General features: G+C 70.9%; 16 protein-coding genes and 1 riboswitch. Of the genes, 3 read left to right on the top strand and 13 right to left on the bottom strand.

Going from position 1 to position 17982, the window contains the following annotated elements:
• The first annotated feature begins 238 nt into the window (after positions 1 to 238).
• Both ACIF83_RS34715 and ACIF83_RS34710 read left to right on the top strand, forming a co-directional pair.
• Positions 239 to 1030, top strand: coding sequence for a VOC family protein (locus tag ACIF83_RS34715; RefSeq protein WP_393481070.1), 792 nt, complete (start codon positions 239 to 241; stop codon positions 1028 to 1030).
• 499 nt (positions 1031 to 1529) lie between these two features.
• A complete protein-coding gene (locus ACIF83_RS34710; protein ID WP_399732894.1) occupies positions 1530 to 1688 on the top strand; it encodes a hypothetical protein in 159 nt (52 codons plus the stop codon).
• A gap of 197 nt (positions 1689 to 1885) precedes the next feature.
• On the opposite strand, the gene ACIF83_RS34705 is transcribed toward ACIF83_RS34710, so the two are convergent.
• From ACIF83_RS34705 to ACIF83_RS34665, 9 genes are all read right to left on the bottom strand, one after another.
• Positions 1886 to 2707, bottom strand: a complete 822-nt coding sequence (locus ACIF83_RS34705; protein ID WP_399732891.1) for a lasso peptide biosynthesis B2 protein — start codon at positions 2705 to 2707, stop codon at positions 1886 to 1888.
• Entirely contained in the window at positions 2704 to 4590 is a 1887-nt protein-coding gene (locus ACIF83_RS34700) for an albusnodin/ikarugamycin family macrolactam cyclase (RefSeq protein ID WP_399732888.1), read from the bottom strand. The genes ACIF83_RS34705 and ACIF83_RS34700 overlap by 4 nt, the downstream gene beginning before the upstream one ends.
• A 17-nt stretch (positions 4591 to 4607) precedes the next feature.
• On the bottom strand, positions 4608 to 4811 hold the full coding sequence (locus ACIF83_RS34695; protein ID WP_393481061.1) for a lasso RiPP family leader peptide-containing protein: 204 nt from the start codon (positions 4809 to 4811) through the stop codon (positions 4608 to 4610).
• Positions 4812 to 5202: 391 nt separating this feature from the next.
• Entirely contained in the window at positions 5203 to 6558 is a 1356-nt protein-coding gene (locus tag ACIF83_RS34690; protein WP_398141102.1) for an ROK family transcriptional regulator, read from the bottom strand.
• Between the two features lie 81 nt (positions 6559 to 6639).
• Positions 6640 to 7290, bottom strand: coding sequence for a thymidine kinase (locus tag ACIF83_RS34685; protein ID WP_393481058.1), 651 nt, complete (start codon positions 7288 to 7290; stop codon positions 6640 to 6642).
• Between the two features lie 45 nt (positions 7291 to 7335).
• A complete protein-coding gene (locus ACIF83_RS34680; protein ID WP_393481056.1) occupies positions 7336 to 8580 on the bottom strand; it encodes an alkaline phosphatase family protein in 1245 nt (414 codons plus the stop codon).
• Positions 8580 to 9176: a DUF5998 family protein gene (locus ACIF83_RS34675; protein WP_145882922.1), complete on the bottom strand. Its 597-nt coding sequence runs from the start codon at positions 9174 to 9176 to the stop codon at positions 8580 to 8582. Before ACIF83_RS34675 ends, ACIF83_RS34680 begins: the two co-directional genes overlap by 1 nt.
• A gap of 1 nt (position 9177) precedes the next feature.
• Positions 9178 to 9591 carry a hypothetical protein gene (locus ACIF83_RS34670; RefSeq protein WP_393481054.1) on the bottom strand — a complete coding sequence of 138 codons (414 nt, stop codon included), beginning with the start codon at positions 9589 to 9591 and terminating at the stop codon, positions 9178 to 9180.
• A gap of 17 nt (positions 9592 to 9608) precedes the next feature.
• Positions 9609 to 12473, bottom strand: coding sequence for a GNAT family N-acetyltransferase (locus ACIF83_RS34665; protein WP_399732881.1), 2865 nt, complete (start codon positions 12471 to 12473; stop codon positions 9609 to 9611).
• 177 nt (positions 12474 to 12650) lie between these two features.
• On the opposite strand from ACIF83_RS34665, the gene ACIF83_RS34660 reads away from it, so the two are divergent.
• A complete protein-coding gene (locus ACIF83_RS34660) occupies positions 12651 to 12932 on the top strand; it encodes an HPr family phosphocarrier protein (RefSeq protein ID WP_071381868.1) in 282 nt (93 codons plus the stop codon).
• A 183-nt stretch (positions 12933 to 13115) separates the two neighbouring features.
• On the opposite strand, the gene ACIF83_RS34655 is transcribed toward ACIF83_RS34660, so the two are convergent.
• The 4 genes from ACIF83_RS34655 to ACIF83_RS34640 all read right to left on the bottom strand — a co-directional run bounded on the left by ACIF83_RS34655 (position 13116) and on the right by ACIF83_RS34640 (position 17944).
• A complete protein-coding gene (locus ACIF83_RS34655; protein ID WP_393481050.1) occupies positions 13116 to 13811 on the bottom strand; it encodes a GntR family transcriptional regulator in 696 nt (231 codons plus the stop codon).
• Positions 13812 to 14009: 198 nt separating this feature from the next.
• The gene (locus ACIF83_RS34650; RefSeq protein ID WP_393481048.1) at positions 14010 to 14765 is read right to left on the bottom strand and encodes a M23 family metallopeptidase; all 756 of its coding nucleotides are present in this window, start codon (positions 14763 to 14765) and stop codon (positions 14010 to 14012) included.
• Positions 14766 to 14777: 12 nt separating this feature from the next.
• Positions 14778 to 14940: riboswitch (cyclic di-AMP (ydaO/yuaA leader) on the bottom strand.
• Positions 14941 to 15164: 224 nt separating this feature from the next.
• Positions 15165 to 16553 (bottom strand): M16 family metallopeptidase, encoded by a 1389-nt coding sequence (locus ACIF83_RS34645; RefSeq protein ID WP_393481045.1) that lies wholly within the window; start codon positions 16551 to 16553, stop codon positions 15165 to 15167.
• Positions 16550 to 17944, bottom strand: coding sequence for a M16 family metallopeptidase (locus ACIF83_RS34640; protein WP_393481043.1), 1395 nt, complete (start codon positions 17942 to 17944; stop codon positions 16550 to 16552). The genes ACIF83_RS34645 and ACIF83_RS34640 overlap by 4 nt, the downstream gene beginning before the upstream one ends.
• Between the last annotated feature and the right edge of the window lie 38 nt (positions 17945 to 17982).

Here is a 17982-nt window from a genome sequence, read left to right as displayed (position 1 = left end):
GCGTACGGGATCGGGCACACGCTGTACAACTGACGGACACCCGTCGGCCACCGTCAGGAAGCGCCCCAAGACGGCAGATCGGACATCCTCCCAGGGGTACCGCCCTGGCGTCGGCGCACGGTACGCGGCACGCCGGAGGATGCGGGTACCGGCACGGGCGTGCACGCGCCAGCGGCACACCCCTTCCGGGGAGCGGAAGCGACACGGCCACCGCGAGGGGCCGGGGAGAGAGTGATCGATGACCGATGCACGGGAGTCGGCCGGTCCGCACGCGCGGCACACGCCGGGCACGCCCTGCTGGGTGAGCCTGATGGTGCACGGGCTGGCCACGACCGAGGAGTTCTACGGGGAGCTGTTCGGCTGGGAGTTCCGGCCGGGCCCGCAGCAGCTCGGTCCCTACGTGCGGGCGCTGCTGGACGGGCACGAGGTCGCGGGCATCGGCCAACTGCCGCCGGACCGCCGGCTGCCGGTCGCCTGGACGCCCTACCTCGCCTCGGACGACGTGGACCAGACAGCCGACCAGGTGCGGCTGTGCGGCGGCACGGTGGCCGTCGGACCGCTGGACGCGGCCGAGGCCGGGCGGATGGCCATCGCGGCCGACCCCACCGGGGCGGTGTTCGGGATCTGGCAGGCGGCCGCCCACTTCGGCACGTCGCTCAGCGGCGTCCCTGGCACCCCCGCCTGGAACGAGCTGCTCACCTTCGAGACGGAGAGCGTCAGCAAGTTCTACGAAGTGGTGTTCGGGTACGAGGAGGAACCCGTCTTGTCCGCCGGCTTCGACTACATGACCCTGCACATCGGGGGGCGTCCGGTGGCCGGTATCCATGGCGTCGGCCACGCTCTGCCCCGGGACCGGGGACCGCACTGGCTGACGTACTTCGAGGTCGCGGACGCCGACGCGACGCTGCGGCAGGTCGCCGAACTGGGCGGCCAGGTGCTCGGGCCGGCCCATGACAGCGAGCACGGGCGGGTCGCCACGGTGGCGGATCCGGAGGGAGCGGTCTTCTCGGTGGTCCAGGAGCCGCGCTGACGTTCGACCACACACCACCCATGTGACGCATATCACATGAGGGGAATCGGACCCTCTCCGGACGCAGCAAAGCCTCTTGAGCTGTCCACCCGGAGCTCCATTCGCGGCAGGGGGCGGGCGCCATCCGACCGCGCGCCTTCGATTTGGTGCGACCGGGGCCTCCGGCACCCCTTCGGAGTCCCCACGGGCCGCCGCGGACCGCGCCGCCGGGGCTCTGCCCGACCGGGCCGTGGCGGACAGCAGGGGGATCGGTCGGGAAGTGGCCGCACATTTCAATTCCCCCCGGGGCATGACACTTTCCGGGCAGGACTTCTGCGAATTGAATGACAGACCGCGACAAGTGGCCTTCAGATGCTGGATGTAAGCACGGCGTCAGCATCGAAGTGCCGTTGAATTAAAGCCGGTTGCCGACAACACTGGATCGCGATGGAGGCGGCGCCGAAATTCCGGATCAGCTGACCGGGGCACCGGGCTCCCATCGGGAAGGAGGTGACCGGACATGGGCATGAAAATGACGATGACCACCCGCTGCTCGATCTCCGTGCGGTGGTGGCACGTGCGGATGGTCATCATCGTCGTCGTCCTCGTGTTCTGGAGCGTGCTGGCTCAGGGACACGGTGGTACGACGCCGATCGATGCGCTGATGCATCAGGTCTGAGGGAGGATGTGATCCCTCACGGGGGGCGGTTGCCGGAACCGGCGGCCGCCCCGTCGCATTGTCAGGCTAGCGCAGGACCAGCGACAGTTGAAGGTATTTCCGTCGCCACTCGAATATCCGTCTTGGAACCGCCCGGTAACTCCGCGGTCGGCGACCGCGATTGTGCGAATCGAAGGCACGGGACGGGCACGTCAAGATCACACGGAGAGAATTCTGCGAAAGGCTTCCGCGCCGTAGTCGTCGGGTGCTCTGACCGGAGTCCCCTGGGCCTCGATCCAGGCGTGAAAACGGTAGGGGTCGACGGCCGTTCCGATGCACCAATCCGTCCTGCGCCTGCTGAGGGCGAGCATCATGAAAGTGGCCAGGGAGGTTTCCAGGCAGGCGGCGCGACCCGGGTACAGCACGGCGGCACGGCGTACCGCCGCCAGCGAGGCCGCCCCCTGCGAGGGAGTTGCTTCCCTTCGGCACCAACGGTGTCCGGTCCACTCCACCACGCGCAGGACGGTCCGGAACGGCAGGCGGATCAGCAGGAGCGCGCCCAACAGTCCGAGCAGTCCGAGGGCGATGGTGCGCGCACTTCCGCCGGTACGGCGCGGCCGTAACGGAGCGGCGGCCATGGGGACTTCCGCGCCGACGGGGTTGTGCACTGCTCCGGCCGCACCGGGACGGTCGGGTGGGCGGTGCCCTGTTTCCGCTGCCGGTGCGCCGCTCGCACCGGCCGATGCCGATCCCGCGCGTTCGGTGTCGTGGCAGCCGGTGGCGAGCAGCCCCCGGCTCACGAGAGCATCGACGAGTTCCCGGGCGTCCTCCTGGATTCGCTCGTGACAAGCCTCCGGGAAGAGCTGTGCCGTCAAGCGTACTCCGGCATCGAAGTCCCGACTGCGCCGCCACTCCTGCCACAGGACCTTCGCCACGGAGTTCATGGCGAAGCAGTGACCCGAGCGGACGTCGAGCAACACGGCGCCACCGTGCGCTCCCTGACTCTCGCGTACGTGGCCGGGCACGTCCAACCGGGTCATCGCGTCTCCTCACCCCCGGCGTGGGTCCGCAACCACACGTCCACGCCCAGCAGACGGTTGAACGCCGGGAAGGGCGCGGCGAGCCCGGTCACCGCTCTGTCGAGTGATGCGATGACCCGCGCAGGTTCCACGATGCCGAGATCGGCGAGCGGCGACCCGGTGAGGCGGGCCCGGAGCGCCGGCGCGGAGAAGCGGGCACCCAGGTAGTCCTCGGCCGCGTAGTCACCCTTGGTGCGCCGGTGCAGCACGGCCTCGGGGACCAACCCGGCCAGTCCTGCCGCCAGCAGTGGCTTCGCGGTGAACGGGTCCGCCTTCCGCGGCGCCGGCAGAGTCATGCAGGCACGCACGACGTCCCCGTCGAGGAAGGGTGCCTGTGTCCACACTCCGTACGGACGCCCCACTGCCACGAGTTGGCTCTGCATCATTGCGGAGGCCCTCAGATCGCACAGGGCGGCGCGAGTGCCGGGGCTCGGCCGTGCCCCGTCCCGACGGATCTGCGCGGCGCGCTCGGCGGCCAGCTCGGCGAGGTCGCGGCGGGTACGAGGTGTCAACCAGGAGGCCTCCGGCCCAGGGCTCGGCCACCAGGCGATCGCGTCCAGCCATTGCGGCGGATGCGGCTGGGGGTTCTCCAACTGGACGGCCAGTTCCCGCAGCATCCGGTCCAGGGGTGTGCGAGCCAGGCGCAATGCCCGCCACGCGATGCTCGCCGGGGAGACGCGGCGCAGTCGACCGAGGGCGAGTGCGTCGTGCGCCAGCCGGCGCCGTTCGCCCGAGGCCGCCACTTCGCCGAGGTGGACGGGCGGCGCGGTCAGCAGGGCGTCACCGCCTTCCCCCGTCAGATGGGTTCCCGCACCCTGCTGCGCGATGTGCGCGAGACGCAACCGCAGTCTCGCCACGGCGGCGGTGGACGGATCGGGCTGGTCTGCGGCTCCCCGTGACTCCAAGCTGCGGTACGGCAGTGACGCGTCGCCGCCCCGCGTGACATGGAGCCGGATTCCGGGTGACTGGTCGGCGTACCGAACTGCGTGTTCCAGGTCGCCCGCCGGGGCGTCGGGGTGGTGATAGACGAAGGCGTCCAGCGGTTCCGCGGCCTCCTCGACGGCGAGGAAGGCCAGGGCGGTGGAGTCCATTCCTCCGCTGAAATCGCAGCTGATCCGGCCTGCGCCATGGGCGCGCAGTGCGACGGCCCGCTGCAGAGATGCCCGCAGGCGGGCCGCGCTCTCCTCGAAGCGGGCCCCGCTGTCGGCTTCGAGCCGTTCGTACGGGCCATGTGTGACGGAGCCCGAGGAGTCGATCCGTAATGCCTCTCCCGGCTGCAGACGACGCACGCCCGCGAACGCCGACTGCCCCTCGGCGAGTTCGGGTACCGAGGGGCAGAAGATGTGTGCGGCGAGCGCTGTCGTGTCGACGGCGCCGTCCCTGCCCGCCATCGCTGCCACTGCCGTCGCGAGCGTGGAGACGATCGTGCGGCCGTCGCACCGTGCGTAGTAGAGCGGGAACTGCCCGGCCAGGTCGGTGTAGGCGGTGAGGCGACCGCCGTCCTCCAGCACCAGGAGCAGATAGGCACCCGGCCATCGAGTCAGTCTCTCCCAGTGACCGTCCCGGGCCGAACGCACGAGATCGTGCCGCATCCGCTCCGTGTCGGCCAGGCACTGGCCGACCGCGAGGACTCGAGCCTGCGGGCACTCGACGGTGCGCACCTCACCGTCGTGCCAAGAGCCCCAGGACCACAGCACTGGCTCTCCGGGCCAGACTTGGGCAGCCGGAGCCGGCAGTGCGGGGCCCGGTGGCAGGACCCCGGCGAGGGCCGGCCCCCGCGGCAGACGAACCTCGTGACGACCGTCCCTGACCGGCTGACGGTCGGTGCACGGAGGGACGGGCATGGCGGCCACGAAGACCTCTACCAGTAGTACTGCGCATTGGCATCGGCGTTGCCGTTGGGCGAACTGCCCAAGGTCACCTCACGGACATGACCGAGGTCGATGAGCTCCGGTGGCACGTAGGCGAGGCTCTCACCGGAAGAGGGCGACCCGTCGGGGTGCCTTCCCTGCCTGCCGTCCTCCACATGGTCGGACAGGAATTCGGAGAATGCGTCATGTGTCATCGGGCCACCTTGAGTCAAGGGCGCGACTGCCTCGGAAAAAACCGGATGGCTCGAATGGCTTCTTCAGGCCACTCGAGCGCGCCCCCGCAGTGTAGCCACTCGCCCGTCCCGCAAGGTCGTGAACCGGAAAGTCGTCGACGCCCCGCTGGCCTGGCACTTTGCCATAACCCTGCGGGGTGTCGGCTCAGGTCCGTCGTCTGCGATACGTCTCCTGACGCGGCCTTCTTCTTGGTCGATGAACAAGGTTCGCTTATTCGAAGCCGAGGATCGGTACTCTCCTCCGCTTGCTCGTCATTTCGAAGAAAACCCATCGCGGAAACGGCGTCAGAACTATCAGCAGCGCTGCGGTGTCATGTATCGAGCCGCCGCCGTCCCCGGCCGTCCGGACGTCTCATCCTTTTGCGGTGCTCGCCGGGTTCTCCTGCCCGCGCAGTCCCAGGACGAGCGCTCCCTGTGCCTCCGCGCGTGTTCCCAGCTCGCTCAACGTGAGAGCGAACCCTGAGCTGTCGTCGACCGCGCCGGGGAGAGCAAAGCGGTACAGCGACTCCTTGCAGCCGCCGAGCAGCAGGTCGCACTCGGCCAGCTGGCCACCCACCACGACGACGTCAGGGTTGAAGAGGTTGCACAGCTGGGCGAGGAAGCGACCCAGGGTCCGGCCCGCGTCCTTGATCACCCGCGTGCAGACGGCGTCGTGCTCTTTGGCGGCTCGGATGACATCCTCCAGGTGCTCGAAGTCCGCGCCGGCCCTGGGGCGTGCCAACCGGACCTGTTGCACGAGCGCTTCGGCGCCGATCACCGTCTCCAGGCAGCCACGTCCGCCGCACTGGCACATCGCGCCGTCCGGGTCCACGGTGAGGTGGCCGATCTCCCCGGCCATCCCGCGGTGCCCGCGCAGCACGCTGTTGTGGACGATGATCCCTGCTCCCACACCCGTGGACACCTTCACGTAGACCACGGTCTCGGCGTGCTCGCGCGTGCCGTAGGTCTGCTCGGCCAGCGCACCGAGGTTGGCGTCGTTGTCGATGACCGCACGGACCCCCAGGAGGTCCCCCAGGTCCTTTGCGGGATCGTCCCCCGGCCGCCAGGGATGCAGGACGGGCCGGGTGAACTCGTTCGTGCGCGGATCGATCATCCGGGGTACGGCGACACCGAGCGAGAACACGTCGCTCCGCTCACGCCCGGTCGCTTCGATCACGTCGAGGATCATGTCCCGGACGACGGGAAGGGCCCGGTTCCAGCCTCTCGCGACCCCTTCGGCGTTCACCCGGACCGCCACGTCGTCGAATACCTTGTCGAGCCTTCGGGCAACCACCGTGACGTGGTTGAACCCTAGGTGCACACCCACTCCCACCTGTTCTGTGGGAATGAGGAAAACCTTGCCTCCGCGCCCTTTCCCATCGGTTTTGGCGCCGCGCACGAGGCCGGCCCTTTCGAGCTCCTTCACCGCGGCGGAAACCGTGGCCTGGGACAGGTGGGTGCGGCGCGCGATGCCGACCTGGGTGTCCGCTTTGATCGCGACGGCCAGAAAGACCTTCCTCCGGTTGGCGCTCCGTGTGGCCGACCCCGGTAACCGGTCGAAGACTTCACGAACGTCAGCCATGGCGCCCCCCGGTCGTCGCCTGCCCCCGCAGGTTGACTTTCCCTGCCCCGACCGTAGCAGGTGGATCTTCGATTCGAAGGTGGGACGACTTCGATTGGTTCGACGACCATTACGGGCGTACGACGTCCGGCATACGAAAACAATCAATGATGCCGATTGAAACTGACCGAAAATGCCAGTTTCGCAAGCGGAAAAAGATCAGTCAGGGCGGGCCGTCGATCTCGGAGCCTATGCCGAGGCCACCGGCAGGACGTCCGGGGACAGGGCCGCCGCGCGAGCCGACGCGGCGGTCATCCGGCGCCGGTGGTGGCGGCGGCACAGCACCTCGTAGCCGACCTCGCCCGCGGACTGGTTGACGTCGCCGACGACCACCTGGGCTCCTTCCACGACCATCTCGCCGCCTATCGTGCGGGCGTTGTGCGTGGCGCGGGCGCCGCACCAGCACAGCGCCTCGACCTGCAGCACCTCGATGCGGTCGGCCAGCTCCACCAGCCGCTGGGAGCCCGGAAAGAGCTTGGAACGGAAGTCGGTGGTGATGCCGAAGGCGAAGACGTCCATGCCGAGGTCGTCCACCACACGGGCGAGCTGGTCGATCTGCTCGGGCGCGAGGAACTGCGCCTCGTCCGCGATCACGTAGTCCGCGCGTCCGCCCTGCGAGAGGTGCTCGACCAGGTAGGCGTACAGGTCCTGGCCGTCCTCGACCTCCACCGCGTCGGTGACCAGGCCCAGCCGGGAGGACAGCTTGCCCTCACCCGCCCGGTCGTCCCGGGTGAAGATCATGCCGGCGAGACCGCGTGCGGAGCGGTTGTGCTCGATCTGCAGAGCCAGCGTCGACTTCCCGCAGTCCATCGTTCCGGAGAAGAACACCAGCTCGGGCATGAGGAGTTGAGCACCTTTCGGCGAGTAGTCACAGGGCAGGGAGGTTCAGGAGCGTACTTCGAGCAACGGGACCAGCTGCTCGGCAGGGGTCATCGAACCGTGGTTGCCGGCCAGCGACGACTCCTTGGGCTCCTGCTCGGAGGCGATGATCAGGACGTCGTCGTGCGCGGCCGCGACCACGTCCCCGATGCGCGCGTACACCCGGTCGTCCACCTGCGGCCCGAACCAGCCCGCCGCGATCGCCTCGTCCCGCGAGGCCACCCAGAACTGCTCGCCGAGCACCTCGCGCCAGACGGTCAGTACGTCGTTCTCGGCGCCCGGCACCGCGTACACGTGCCGCGCCCGCCCCTCCCCGCCGAGCAGGGCGACTCCGGCGCGCAGCTCCCAGTCCTCGTCGAAGTCGATGCGGTGCTGCTCGTCGAAGGGGACGTCGACCATGCCGTGGTCGGCGGTGACGTACAGGGCGCTGCGCGGGGGCAGCTGCTCGGCGAGGCGCTGGGCGAGCCGGTCGACGCACATGAGCTGTCCGCGCCAGGTGTCGGAGGCGACGCCGTAACGGTGTCCGGCGCCGTCCAGCTCGGCGTAGTACGTGTACACCAGGGAGCGGTCACCGGCGGCCAGTTGCTCGGCGGCGAGGTCCATGCGGTCCTCGCCGGTGAGCCGTCCGTGGAAGGTGCCGCCGCTGAGCGCGATCTTGGTCAGCGGGGTGTGCTGGAAGGTGGGCGAGGACACCTGGGCGGAGTGCACCCCGGCCTCGTGGGCCAGCTGGAAGACCGTGGGGTACGGCTGCCAGGGGCGGGGGTCGGTGTACGGCTGCCAGCGGAGCTGGTTCATCAGCTCCCCGGTGGCCGGGTTGCGGACGGTGTAGCCGGGCAGTCCGTGGGCGCCCGGGGGCAGGCCGGTGCCGACGGAGGCCAGGGAGGTCGCGGTGGTCGCCGGGTAGCCGGCGGTCAGCGGGCGTCCGGTGCCGCCGCGCGAGCTGCCGAGCAGCGAGGTGAGGAAGGGGGCCTCGTCGGGGTGCGCCCGGAGCTGCTCCCAGCCGAGCCCGTCGACCAGGAAGACACAGGCCCGGTCCACCGGGGTCAGTTCCGTGATCGCGGCGGTCATGCCGGGGACTCCGAGGCCGGCGGCCAGGGTCGGGAGGAGGTCGGCGAGGGAGCCGGTGCCGTACTCGGGCAGCGGCGCGGTGTCCAGGGCGAGCGGTTCCGGGTGGTCCCAGGAGTAAGGATCGGTAGGGGTGGGCGCGGAGCGCCCTCGATCATGGGCGGCGGAGGGAGACGGGTGGGACATCAGCGCGTGATGTCCGCGGTCGCCTCGGAGATGGCCTGCGCGAAGGCGAGCGTCTGGCGCACCGTCTCCGGGCCGTCCCCGGCCTCGCTGACACGCAGGCTGAGATCGTCCGCCGTGGAGTTGCCCGTGTAGCCGTGGTCGGCCTCGCAGTTGGGGTCGCCGCAGGCGGCGGGCTCCAGGTCGATGCGGCTGACCGCGCCCCAGCCGATGGTCAGCACGACCTCGCGGGGCAGCGTGCCCGGCGTGTACTGCTCCGGGTTCGCGACCACCCGGCTGACCACGACCGACGAGATCCGGCCGAGCTTCACGGACTCCGTGGACGTCGTGGCGTACGGCGTCGGGGAGGTGCTGTCGGCGGCCTGCTCGTCGGTGTGGCTGACGATGAACCGGTTGCCGGTGAGGACGAGCACGGTCACATGCCGCCGCACCTCGTTCTGGTCGAACGTCGTCTCCTGATGGACCAGGTACGACCGGATCGGCTCGCCGCCCACGGCGGCCTCCACCGCCTCGGACACGAGGGCCGGGTAGTAGCCGCTGCGCTCGATCGCCGTGCGCAGCCCCTGGGTCGTCGTACTGGTCTTGGCCATGGCGTCCATCTTAATCCGTGGGCAAGGGGGGTCCGGGCCAGTCGCGAGCACCTGTGGCGGCCTTCGCACCCGTGCGCGAGTGCCGAGGGACGAACCCCGACAGGATGTCCAGGCGCTCGGCGGCGATCAGACAGGAGAGGGGTTCGCGCCCGCCCGCATCCGCCTCGAACGCGACGACGACGGCCGGTGCTTCGCCCAGGGCGCGCACGAGGCGTGCTGTCTCCCCGGCCGTCGGGGCGCGGAAGACGGGGTCCTGGAAGCTGGGCGGACAGGAGACGAGGACCGGGTCGACGAAGACCAGCTCCAGGCTGTGGTGGTAGGTGAGGTCGTAACCGGCGGCCAGCCGCAGCTGCCCGCCGTCCCAGACGATCACTTCCCAGTCCCACCAGCTGCCCTCGGGCAACTGGCGGCCGGCGATCTCCATGCGGTCCCCCTCCCCCCTCAGTAGGCCGGCAGCGTGCGCGGGCCGAGGTCGTCGCGGGCGGGTGGCGGGGCGAGCCGCAGGGTGGCGCCGAGGACGCTCGCGCCGTGCTGGGCGACGACGACCGGCTCCAGAGTGACGGCGACGACCTCGGGGTGGTCGTCCACCAGCCGGGACACCCGCAGCAGCAGCTCCTCCAGCGCGGGCGTGTCCACAGGCGTGGAGCCGCGCCAGCCGAACAGCAGCGGCGCCGTCCGGATCGACCGCACCAGCGAGGTCGCCTCGCGGTCGGTGACCGGGATCAGCCGGTGCGCCATGTCCCCGAGCAGCTGCGAGGCGGCCCCGGCGAGGCCGAAGGACAGCACGGCCCCGGCGGCCGGATCGATCACCGCCCGTACGACCGTGTCGACACCCCGGGGCGCCATCCCCTGCACCACCGGCCGCAGCTCCTCGGGCTGCCCGAACAGCTCCGTCAACTCGGCGTAGGCTCTCCGCAGTTGCTCCTCGTCCGCCAGATCGAGGCGGACGCCGCCCAGGTCGGCCCGGTGCCTGAGGTGCGGGGCGGTGGCCTTGAGGGCCACGGGGTAGCCGAGGGTGCGGGCGGCCTCGGCGGCGGCGTCCGGGGTGGGGGCGGCCAGCGCCCGGCGCACATGGATGCCGTACTTCTCGAGCAGCTCGCAGGTCTGCGCCTGCCCGATCGTGAGCCCCTGCCCACGCTCCAGCAGCCCTTCGATCAGCTCGGCGGCCCCCTTCTCGTCGATGTCGTCGTACTCCGGCACCTTGCCCGGATCGGCGGACTCCCGCCGCCACTGCCCGTACTTCACAGCTTCGGCAAGGGCCCGGACGGCGCGCTCGGCGGCGGGGTAGGCGGGGATGAGGCGGGAGTCGGCGCCTTCAAGGGTGGAGCTTTCGGGGTTTTCGGGTGAGGCTCCCGCCGAGGCGGGCAGTCGTTCCGCAGGGTGGAGCGGGCGGGCACCACCCTCGACGCCGGGTGCCTTCGCGAGAGCCTGTGGTGAGGTACTGGCCGCAGCCGACAACGCCTCCGCAAGCCCTCCGAGCTCCACGTGCACCACCAGCACGGGCTTACCCGGAACGGCAGCCGCAGCCGACCGGAGCGCCTCCGCCAGCTCCGCGTCCCCCGGCGATCCCTCCCCGATCGCCGGGATCGCCGTGACGACGACGGCGTCACACGTCTCGTCCGCCAGCGCCCGCGACAACGCCCGGTGGAAGTCCTCCGCCGTCGCCCCGGTCGTCAGGTCCAGCGGAGGCGACGGCCGCAGCCCCTCCGCGAGACACCGGTCGTACGTCAGCACCCCCAGCGACTCGGAGTTCCCGACGATCGCCACGCGCGGCCCCGCGGGCAGCGGCTGCCGGGCGAGCAGCAGCCCCGCGTCGACCAGTTCGGTGATCGTGTCGACCCGGATCACCCCGGCCTGCCGCAGCAGCGCGGAGACGGTCGCGTGCGGCAGCCGGGTGGCCCGTACCGCGTGCCCCTGGGGCGCGGAACCGACCCCCTGCACCACGACCAGCGGCTTCGCCGCCGCCGTGCGCCGGGCGAGGCGGGTGAACTTGCGAGGGTTGCCGATGGACTCCAGGTACATCAGGACGACGTCGGTCTCCGGGTCGTCGTACCAGTACTGAAGGACGTCGTTACCGGACACGTCGGCCCGGTTCCCGGCGGACACGAAGGTGGACACCCCGGTGACCCCGGTGACACCTCCCCCACGCCGGTGCAGCCGGGACAGCAGCGCGATGCCGATGGCCCCGGACTGTGTGAACAGGCCGATGCGCCCCGGGCGGGGCATCTCGGGGGCGAGCGAGGCGTTCAGCAGGACGTCCGGCGCGGTGTTGATGACGCCGAAGGCGTTCGGGCCGATGATCCGCATTCCGTACGCGCGCGCGAGCTGGACCAGGGCCCGCTGCCGCTCACGCCCCTCGGGCCCGCTCTCTGCGTACCCGGCGGACAGCACGACCAGACCCTGCACCCCGTGCTCGCCGCACTCGGAGACGACCGCGGGCACGTGCTCGGCCGGTACGGCGACGACGGCGAGGTCCACCGGGCCCTCGATGTCCCGCACCGAGCGGTACGCGGGCACCCCGTCGACCTCCTTGAGGTCCTCGGGGAAGGCCTTGTTCACGGCGTACAGACGGCCGGGATGGCCGGCGTCCCGGATGTTGCCGAGGACGCTGCGGCCCACCCCGCCGGGCGCGCGGCCGACGCCGACGACCGCGACGGAGCCGGGTGCCAGCAGCCGACGTACTGAGCGGGCCTCGGCGCGCTGCTCCCGCGCGCGCTGCACCGCGAGGGAGCGGTCGGTGGGCTCGAGGTCGAACTCCAGGCGTACGACGCCGTCCTCGAAGCTGCGCTTCTGCGTGTACCCGGCATCCGTGAACACCTTGATCATCTTGGTGTTGGCGGGCAGCACCTCGGCGGCGAAGCGGCGGATCCCGCGCTCGCGGGCGACGGCGGCGATGTGCTCCAGGAGGGCGGAGGCGACCCCGCGGCCCTGGTGGGCGTCCTGCACCAGGAAGGCGACCTCGGCCTCGTCCGCGGGCGCGGAGGCGGGCAGACCGTCGGCACCAATGCGGTCATAGCGTACGGTGGCGATGAACTCGCCGCCGATCGTGGCGGCAAGTCCCACCCTGTCCACGAAGTCGTGGTGCGTGAAGCGGTGGACGTCCTTGGCGGAGAGCCGTGGGTACGGCGCGAAGAAGCGGTAGTACTTCGACTCGTCCGAGACCTGCTCGTAGAAGCTGACGAGGCGGTCGGCGTCATCAACGGTGATGGGCCGGATGCGCGCGGTACCCCCGTCGCGCAGCACCACGTCCGCCTCCCAGTGGGCGGGGTACTCGTGCCGGTCATGCCGGTCCGCCGGGCTCTGCATGGGCCCCAGAGTAAGGCTCGCGTACGGCAACGGCGCGAGGCAGTCTGTGGAGGACGGAAGTCGGACCGAGGCCGCGGTCCGACGACACACCGGAGCAGGACGAAGGACCGCTCCGGGCACGCTTTGCGATATGGGAAACTGGTCTAGACAACCCTGAACACTGAAGGGCAGCAACACATGGCTGAGCGCCGCGTCAACGTCGGCTGGGCCGAGGGCCTCCATGCCCGCCCCGCCTCCATCTTCGTCCGGGCCGCCACGGCCGCAGGTGTCCCGGTGACGATCGCCAAGGCTGACGGCAACCCCGTCAACGCGGCCTCCATGCTGGCTGTCCTGGGCCTGGGCGCCCAGGGCGGCGAGGAGATCGTCCTCGCCTCCGACGCCGAGGGCGCGGACATCGCCCTGGACCGTCTGGCCAAGCTGGTCTCCGAGGGCCTGGAAGAGCTCCCCGAGACCGTCTGAGGTGTGCCAGGAAGCCGCGTCACCCTTTCCGGGTGGCGCGGCTTCCGCCTTTTTGGCGCCGACCCCGGAGAATTAAACGCAGGCACGCCGAAGGCGCACGACCGCGAATTCACGACGCGCCGGGAAAAGGGCAGCCGAAATACCCGCCCACCGAATATCTCCTCTTTGTATACGGCGCTCGTGTTAATGCCGCAGGCTCGTCATGTTTACGGCATGTTGCGAGTTCCTCACACGTTCGGAACGGTCCCCGCCCGAGGTGAACCGCAACCGGTGCGCGCCCGTCGAGCGCTCGGTGTGCATCGCCGTGATCGCCCGCGCGCGCTCGCTGTCGCCGCGTGCCACCGCGTCCACGATCGCGCCGTGCTCGGCCCAGGAGTCCACCGGGCTCGGCGACGCCTCCACCGTGTACATCCAGGCAATCTTGTGCCGCAGCTGCGTCAGCGTCGAGGCCAGCGAGGGGCTACCGGAGGCCTGCGCCAGCGTCTCGTGGAACCAGCCGCCCAACGAGCGCAGATCCTCGCTGTTGCCCCGCCTGGCCCGCTCCTGGCCCAGCCGGACCAGCCCCCGCAGCACCTTCAGATGGGCCTCGGTGCGCCGCTGGGCGGCCCGGGAGGCGCCGAGCGGCTCCAGGAGCGTGCGCATCTCCAGCAGGTCGGCGGCCTCCTGCTCGGTCGGCTCGGCCACGCACGCGCCCGCGTGCCGCCGGGTCACCACGAAGCCCTCCGCCTCCAGGGTGCGCAGGGCCTCACGGACGGGGACGCGCGAGACCCCGTAGCGGCGGGCGAGGACTTCCTCGGTGAGGCGGCCGCCGCGCTCGTAGACACCCGCGACGATGTCGTCCCGGATCGCCGTGCACACCGAGTGCGCCGGAATACGCATGACCGACCTCCGCCTTAATCCCCGTGAAACGTCGACGATGGACGTGTGTTCCGTGACTCTATTGCAATGAGCCGGAATTTCCGACGGCGGGCCGGAATCCATGGATATTTTTTGGACAGTGGATGCCGCAGGCGCTGCGAAAAACGGCGAAAGCCCCGGCTCGTGAGCCGGGGCTTCGGGATGTCGTGCGCCGGAGCGTCAGACGTTCACGCCGTGCTGGCGGAGATAGGCGATCGGGTCGACGTCCGAGCCGTACTCGGGGGTCGTACGGGCCTCGAAGTGCAGATGCGGTCCGGTGACGTTGCCGGTCGCGCCGGACAGGCCGATCTGCTGGCCCGGGAGGACCTTCTGGCCCACGACGACGCCGATGGACGACAGGTGGCCGTACTGGGTGTACATGCCGTCGGCCATCCGGATCACGATCTGGTTGCCGTACGCGCCGCCCCAGCCGGTGGAGACGACCGTGCCGGAGCCGACCGCGTGGACGGACGTCCCGCTGGCCGCGTGGAAGTCGATGCCGGTGTGGGAGCCGGAGGACCACAGGGAGCTGCTGGCCTTGTAGCCGGTGGAGACGTACGAGTGCGCGATCGGGGCCACGAAGGCGTTCAGGCGCTTGCGCTCGGCCTCTCGCGCGGCGCGGGCCTGGGCCTCGCGCTCCTTCTTCGCCTCCTCGACGGCCACCTTGGCCGCGGCCTCCTCGGCCGCCTTCTGCCGGGCGGCCACCAGCTGGGCCTCGGCCTGCGCGTCGATCTGCTCGGCGACCGTGTCGCTGACGGTGATGACCGGGGTGAGGCCGGTCTCCTCGACGGAGTTGTCCGCGGCGAGTGCCGGGCCGGCCGCCAGGGTGCCGACGACACCGGTGGTGGTGAGGGCCGCGACACCGGCCGCCTGAGCGGTGGTGCGCTTGACCCGACCGGGCTTGCGGTGCTTCCCGGTGGCGCACATGAACGCCATGAAGTGGCTGGTCCTTTCCTTCCCTCTCGCCTACCGGGTTAGCTGACGGGTTCGGAGCAGGAAGGTCTCCTACGGACCCCCTCGCCGGTGCGCGGGCGTCCGATTCACCCCAGGGACTGCGGTGGGTCCCCGGCTCCCCTGGCTCGCGCCGTGGGGGACTCGGCGATGACTGTCCGGTGCCGCGGGCGCGGCGCACTGCCTGACGAACAGCCCGGTCGACGCTATGCGGCCCGACTTTCGATCCCCAAACGGATCCCGGCTTTTGTAGCGCATCCCACAGGCCAGACAGGCAACCTCTGCCTCAATTCGGACATCTTGGGAAGGGCTCCGCGCGACAAAGGGCCCTGACGACCCGTCGGGTCGTCAGGGCCCCCACGCGCGCGGGGCGCCTCGAAGCCGCTACTCGGCTGCCACGACGGTGACTTCGCCGATGCCGAGCGCCTCGACCGGCGCCTTGATCTCGGCCGCGTCACCGACGAGGACGGTCACCAGGCGGTCCACCGGGAAGGCGTTGATGACGGCCGCGGTGGCCTCCACGGTGCCGGTGCCGGCGAGCTGCTGATACAGAGTCGCCTGGAAGTCGTCGGGCAGGTGCTGCTCGACCTGGTCCGCCAGCGTGCTCGCGACGGCCGCCGCGGTCTCGTACTTCAGCGGCGCCACACCGACCAGGTTCTGCACGGCGACGTCCCGCTCGGCGTCGGTCAGGCCCTCCGCCGCGAGCGTGCGCAGCACCGTCCACAGGTCCTGCAGCGCGGGACCGGTGTTCGGGGTGTCCACGGAGCCGCTGATGGCGAGCATCGCGGCGCCCGTGCCGTCCGGCGCGGAGCGCAGGACCTGCCCGAAGGAGCGCACGCCGTAGGTGTAGCCCTTCTCCTCGCGCAGGACGCGGTCCAGGCGCGAGGTGAGGGTGCCGCCGAGGCAGTAGGTGCCGAGCACCTGGGCGGGCCACACGCGGTCGTGCCGGTCGGGCCCGATCCGGCCGATGAGCAGCTGCGTCTGGACGGCGCCCGGCCGGTCGACGATGACCACCCGGCCGGTGTCGTCGGCGGTCACCGGCGGCACCGGCCGCGGCGTGCCCGGGGTGCCGGTCCAGGCACCCAGGGTGTCGGCGAGCAGCTCGTCCAGGTCGGTGCCGGTGAGGTCGCCGACCACGACCACGGTGGCCGTGGCGGGCCGCACATGGCGGTCGTAGAAGGCACGCACGGCCGCCGCGTCGATCTTCTCGACCGTCTCCTCGGTGCCCTGGCGCGGCCGCGACATGCGCGAGGTCGCCGGGAACAGCTCCTTGGAGAGTTCCTTGGCGGCGCGGCGGGCGGGGTTGGCCAGCTCGTGCGGGATCTCGTCCAGGCGGTTGCGGACCAGCCGCTCGACCTCGCTGTCGTCGAAGGCGGGCGCGCGCAGGGCGTCGGCGAGCAGGCCGAGGCCCTTGGCCAGGCGGGAGGCCGGGACCTCCAGGCTGAGGCGGACGCCGGGGTGGTCGGCGTGCGCGTCGAGTGTGGCGCCGGCCCGCTCCAGCTCCGCGGCGAACTCCTCGGCGGAGTGCTTGTCGGTGCCCTCCGAGAAGGCCCGCGCCATGATCGTGGCGACGCCCTCCAGGCCGGGCTTCTCGGCGTCCAGAGGCGCGTCCAGCAGCACCTCGACGGCGACGACCTGCTGGCCGGGGCGGTGGCAGCGCAGCACGGTCAGGCCGTTGTCCAGCGCGCCGCGCTCGGGGGCGGGAAACGCCCACGGCCTGGCCTCGCCCGGCTGCGGCTGGGGGTGGAAGTCCATCGTGGCGAGCTCGGTCACTTGGCCGTCTCCTCGTTGTCGTTACCGGCCTCTACGGTGGCTTCCTGCTCCGGGTCCTCGGGGACGTCGGCGTCCTGGACGGTCTCCGGGTGCTTCGGCTCGTAGACGAGGACCGCGCGGTTGTCGGGGCGCAGGCAGGCCTTGGCGACCTCCTGGACCTCCTCACGGGTCACCTCGAGGACGCGCTGGACGGCGGTCAGGGCGAGCTGCGGGTCACCGAACAGGACGGCGAACCGGCACAGTTCGTCGGCGCGGCCGGCGACCGTGCCGAGCCGGTCCAGCCACTCGCGCTCCAACTGGGCCTGGGCGCGCTCCATCTCCTCGGCCGTGGGGCCTTCCTCGGCGAACCGGGCCAGCTCCTCGTCGATCGCGGACTCGATCACCGGCACCTCGACGTCACCGGAGGTCTTCACGTCCAGCCAGCCGAGCGAGGGCGCGCCGGCCAGGCGCAGCAGGCCGAAGCCGGCCGCGACGGCCGTACGGTCGCGGCGCACGAGCCGGTTGTACAGGCGGGAGGACTCGCCGCCGCCGAGGACGGTCAGGGCGAGGTCGGCCGCGTCTGCCTTGCGGGTGCCGTCGTGCGGGAGCCGGTAGGCGGCCATCAGGGCGCGCGCCGGGACCTCCTCCTCGACGACCTCGCGCAGCTGCTCGCCGATGGTCTCGGGCAGAGTGCCGTCGCGGGGCTCGGGCTTGCCGTCGTGGGAGGGGATCGAGCCGAAGTACTTCTCGATCCAGGCGAGGGTCTGCACGGGGTCGATGTCGCCGACCACGGAGAGCACCGCGTTGTTGGGCGCGTAGTAGGTGCGGAAGAACTGACGCGCGTCCTCCAGGGTGGCCGCGTCCAGGTCCGCCATCGAGCCGATCGGCGTGTGGTGGTAGGGGTGGCCCTCCGGGTAGGCGAGGGCGGTCAGCTTCTCGAACGCGGTGCCGTAGGGCACGTTGTCGTACCGCTGGCGGCGCTCGTTCTTGACCACGTCCCGCTGGTTCTCCATGGACTCGTCGTCCAGGGCGGTGAGCAGGGAGCCCATGCGGTCGGCCTCCAGCCAGAGGGCGAGCTCCAGCTGGTGGGTGGGCATGGTCTCGAAGTAGTTGGTGCGCTCGAAGCTGGTGGTGCCGTTCAGGGAACCGCCGGCACCCTGCACCAGCTCGAAGTGGCCGTTTCCCTTGACCTGTGCCGACCCCTGGAACATCAGGTGCTCGAAAAGGTGAGCCAGGCCGGTACGCCCCTTGACTTCGTGGCGGGAGCCGACGTCGTACCAGAGGCACACCGCCGCCACCGGGGTCAGGTGGTCCTCGGAGAGCACCACGCGCAGACCGTTGGCCAGGCGGTGCTCGGTCGCTGTCAGGCCCCCGGAGCCTGCCTCGGCTGTGGTCGTGTGACCCATGGGCATGTACGTCCCTTCGCGAGCGGAGGCGGTCGTCGAAACCG

The sequence above is a fragment of the Streptomyces sp. NPDC085866 genome, from assembly GCF_044541035.1.
Lineage (GTDB): Bacteria > Actinomycetota > Actinomycetes > Streptomycetales > Streptomycetaceae > Streptomyces.
The sequence above is the reverse complement of the archived record's forward strand: the minus strand, read 5'-3'. Positions and strand labels throughout refer to the sequence as shown.